Origin of the sequence: Paraburkholderia guartelaensis (genome assembly GCF_004353905.1) — a bacterium.
GTDB lineage: Bacteria > Pseudomonadota > Gammaproteobacteria > Burkholderiales > Burkholderiaceae > Paraburkholderia > Paraburkholderia guartelaensis.
The window spans coordinates 1-3,050 of record NZ_SMOD01000122.1; the positions used below are offsets into that span (position 1 = coordinate 1).

Consider the following 3,050-nt stretch of genomic DNA (forward strand, 5'->3'; position numbering starts at 1 on the left):
CGATGTGTGAGTATGCTGCTGCCCAGTGAGTCGTCGGACGCCGTCGGCGTTATGTGCATTAACTTCAATGTCGCGGCGTTCGACGACGTCAAAAAGGTACTCGACTTGTTCATCACGGGCGCCGGGCTGGTGCGACCGCCGGAGGAACTGTTCAAGGACGATTGGCAGGAGCGGATCAACTCATTCCTGCATGGTTGGTTGCGCGAGCGGCAGCTCGCACTCAATTCGCTTTCGCGTGACCACAAGCGCGAGCTCGTGGAAGCCTTGTATGCAGAAGGGGCATTCAACGGAAAGAGTGCGGCGAACTATATCGCCAATGTCCTTGATATGGGGCGGGCGACTGTTTACAAGCACTTGAAGCAAATGCGCGAAGATGTGTGACGCACCTGGGTAAGCGGCACCGCGGGACGAGCGCAGGCGTCACGATACGCCGCGGTGTAGGAAGTTGATCCGGGCAGCGGTCGGGCCTGCCCGAACGATCAGTTGAAGGGAATCAGCTGACTTTGCTGCGCAGGAAGTCGGACACGCGCGCGAGACCTTTTTCCAGAACAGTCCGGTTGTTCGTATACCCGATGCGCACATAACCTTCCATGTCGAGCGCGCTGCCCGGCGTAAACATCACGCCCGTTGCGTCGAGCAAGTCCGTGCAGAACTGGCGCGACGGCATATCGAACGCGTATTTGAGTAACGCTGTCGTTCCGGACTTCGGCTTGATCCACGAAATCATCGGCTCGCGTTCGACCCACGCTTCCAAAATGGCAAGATTGGTGCGCACGATATCGTGGTTGCGCTTCAGGATCGCGTCGCGATGTTCGAGCGCGAGCGTCGCGAAGTAGTCGTCAATCATGCCGACGCTGATAGTGTTGTAGTCGCGATGTACGGCGACTGCGTGAATCAGCTCGACCGGGCCGGCGATCCAGCCCAGACGCAGCCCGGCGAGCGAGTAAGTCTTCGACATGCTCGCCGTACTGATGCCGCGCTCGTAGAGGTCGGCGATAGACGGACTGTAGCCGCTGCCAACCTGGTCGGTCCCGCGATAGACTTCGTCGCAGAGCAGGTACGCGCCGCAGCGCCGTGCGATCTCGACGATCTTGCCGAGGAACGCTTCGTCCATCAGCGATCCGGTCGGATTGTTCGGGTTGTTAATCGCGATGAGGCGCGTCTTGTCGTCGACGAGCGACTCAAGTTCGTTGAGATCCGGCAGGAACGCGTTTTCCTCTCGAAGCTTCAAGGTCTTCACGTTTGCGCCGTAGCTTGCCGGAATCGAATAGTGTTGCTGATAGGTCGGCAGAACCGAAATCACGGTATCACCGGGTTCGATCAGCGTCTCATAGATGAGGGCGTTACCGCCGATTGCGCCGTGCGTCACGATTATGTTGGTAGCAGATTGTCGCGCGTACGTGGCGGCAATGGCTTCGCGCAGGCGTTGCGTGCCTTCGATCGCACCGTAGGTCAGCTTCATCGGCCGCAATTCGTCGAGCACCGATGTCTGGCGGCCCGTCATCGTGAGAAGTTCATCGACCGTCATAGATTCGACGCAGGTCTCTGCGAGGTTATACGTACACTGGTTCTCGTATTGATCCATCCAGCGCTCGACGGCGAATTCCTTGATCTTCATGACTGTTCCCTCTTGACTTTGAATTGAGCGGCCAGACCGAGGCCGCTTACAGAGTAAAACGACGCGTTCTGTGTAGGCTTCGTTTTGGATGTTACTTGGCGATGATGTCCCGGTTGAAGTACTTGTTTGACAGGCTGCTCAGCGTCCCATCTGCTCTCAGTTTAGCCAGGGCGTTGGAAACACGGCTGCGCAGCGCTGCGTCCTGCTTTCTGAATGCCCAACCAACGCCGTTCCCGAGAGTCACAGGGTCTTCCAGTGGCGCGCCAACGATCGCATAGTCACGCCCCTCCGGCTTGTCCAGAAAGCCCTCACGTGCTGTCTGATATTCCTGAACCGAGCCGTCGAGACGGCCCGCCGCCAGGTCAGCGTAAACCTGATTCTGGTCCGAATACTCCGCGATCTCTACGCCGTGCGGTTTCCAGTTGCGCTGGGCAAAATCATCCTGAACTGCTCCTTGCAGAACGCCGATGCGCTTACCCTTCAGCGAGTCAGCCTGAGGAAGGAGCCCGGAGTTCTTTCGCGCGACGAGGACCATCGGGACGACATAGATCGCTGGCGTGAAGTCGACGATCTGCTCCCGTTTTGCCGTGATGTTCATGGCCGAGTTGACGAGATCGAACTTGCGTGCCTGCAGGGCTGGCAACAGACCGTCAAAGGCATTTTCTACCCAGATGCACTTGACCTGCATCTTTGCGCAAACGGCGTTGCCGACGTCGATATCAAAACCCTGAAGTTGTCCGGCCGCCGTTTTGCTTTCAAATGGGGGGTAGGCGGCTTCGATGCCGATTCTGAGTACTGCGTTGCCTTCGGCGAACGCGAATCCTGCCGCCCCCAAGCTCACGGCGACGGCGCAAACAAGATGCTTCATATTCATATCAACTCCGATGATGATCTAGTACGGGGCCGTAACCTGATATTGGTCCGCAGACCTCTGCAGACTACCTCGCGTTACGAGAAGAGGTAGACGAATTGTCCATGAGAGACAATTTCGACAAGTATCCGCTTCCAAAAACTAAATGTCCATAGTAGACTAAAAACTCTATTTCATTGGATGGAGCGGGTGCGGCCCGGAATCACTAGATGAATGCTCAACCGAACAATTTGCCGTGCGTGCTGGATGAGGCACGGGTTCGTGCTGCATTGCCGGAACTGGATACCCGCGGTGCACTGGCGCGGATGTTTCATTCCCTGGCGAACGGTCGTGCGGTGCAGCCACCGCAGACGCTAACGCTTTTTCCCGAAAACGCTGGCGATTTCATTACCTATCTGGGGACCCTGGCGGATGAGCGGGTGTTCGGCGCGAAACTGTCCCCCTATGTGCCGACTAGCGCTGGTCCCATCGTCACGGCATGGACTGCACTGATGTCGATGGAAACCGGGCGTCCGCTCATGTGGTGCGACTCCGGCCTGCTGACGGCTGAACGGACCGCGG

3 protein-coding genes and 1 pseudogene are annotated in these 3,050 nt (G+C 57.6%); 2 read left to right on the forward strand and 2 right to left on the reverse strand.

Features of this window, described 5'->3' with window-relative positions; all coding sequences use genetic code 11:
• Window positions 1-381: helix-turn-helix domain-containing protein (locus E1N52_RS43280; RefSeq protein WP_205965778.1), on the forward strand; the 381-nt coding region annotated here is incomplete at its 5' end.
• A 112-nt stretch (window positions 382-493) separates the two neighbouring features.
• Here the strand turns inward: E1N52_RS43280 and E1N52_RS43285 are convergent.
• Window positions 494-1,618, reverse strand: a complete 1,125-nt coding sequence (locus E1N52_RS43285; RefSeq protein ID WP_133191197.1) for an aminotransferase — start codon at window positions 1,616-1,618, stop codon at window positions 494-496.
• Between the two features lie 91 nt (window positions 1,619-1,709).
• Window positions 1,710-2,492 carry a transporter substrate-binding domain-containing protein gene (locus E1N52_RS43290; protein WP_133191199.1) on the reverse strand — a complete coding sequence of 261 codons (783 nt, stop codon included), beginning with the start codon at window positions 2,490-2,492 and terminating at the stop codon, window positions 1,710-1,712.
• Window positions 2,493-2,698: 206 nt separating this feature from the next.
• Between E1N52_RS43290 and E1N52_RS43295 the strand changes: the two are divergent.
• Window positions 2,699-3,050: pseudogene (locus E1N52_RS43295) on the forward strand (ornithine cyclodeaminase family protein); the annotation flags it as partial.

Bases quoted from the DNA above. Each gene is read 5' to 3' on its own strand.
- E1N52_RS43285 (WP_133191197.1), bottom strand. From the start codon at position 1,618: ATGAAGATCAAGGAATTCGCCGTCGAGCGCTGGATGGATCAATACGAG.
- E1N52_RS43290 (WP_133191199.1), bottom strand. From the start codon at position 2,492: ATGAATATGAAGCATCTTGTTTGCGCCGTCGCCGTGAGCTTGGGGGCG.